Below are 691 nucleotides of genomic sequence, written 5' to 3'. Positions count from 1 at the left end.
CCGCCCAGCTCGGACACGCGGCGGTTGAACTCGCCGGAGGGAACGTCTTTCGTGCCTTTAAACATCATGTGTTCCAAAGCGTGGCTCAGGCCGCTTTTGCCCGGTTTTTCATCCACGCTGCCGATTTTGTACCAAATCTGCGAAACGGCCACAGGCGCGCGGTGGTCTTCTTTGACGATGATTTTCAGACCGTTGGGCAGGGTTTCAGAAAGCGTCTGCGCCCATGAAGCGGCAGGCAGCGCGAAGGCAAGCATTAAAGCAATTCGGCGTAACATGGTTTAATCCGTAAAATGAAAATCAATCGCCAAAGTATAGCGGAAAATCTGCAAAGATTGGCCGAATGTTTCAGACGGCCTGCGGCTTTATCTGCTGATTCACATCAAGCGCGGCCGTTGCCAATCTTTACCGTCGCGCCTCATTCACGGATAATCCCAAACATTCCCGTTCCCAACCATCACAAAGGAATCATCATGGCATTTTTGAAATTGACCGAACAAAATGTTCAAGGCAAAACCGTTCTGATCCGTGCCGATATGAACGTACCGTTTAAAGACGGCAACATCAGCGACGACACCCGTATCCGCGCTTCGCTCGCATCCATCAAATACTGCTTGGACAACGGCGCGTCTGTGATCGTGATGACCCACCTCGGCCGTCCGACCGAAGGCGAATTCCATCCTGAAGACGATGT

The 691-nt window shown here is 52.1% G+C and carries 2 protein-coding genes; one reads left to right on the top strand and one right to left on the bottom strand.

Annotated features, from left to right (window positions below; all coding sequences use genetic code 11):
• Positions 1-275, bottom strand: a 275-nt coding sequence (locus ACTHUT_RS21425) for a M16 family metallopeptidase (protein WP_440419823.1), incomplete at its 3' end; no start/stop codon positions are given.
• Positions 276-470: 195 nt separating this feature from the next.
• Between ACTHUT_RS21425 and pgk the strand changes: the two genes are divergently transcribed.
• On the top strand, positions 471-691 hold a 221-nt coding region (gene pgk / locus ACTHUT_RS21420; protein ID WP_440419821.1), incomplete at its 3' end, for a phosphoglycerate kinase.

Source organism: Neisseria sp. P0022.S010, from assembly GCF_051956635.1.
The sequence above is the reverse complement of the archived record's forward strand: the minus strand, read 5'-3'. Positions and strand labels throughout refer to the sequence as shown.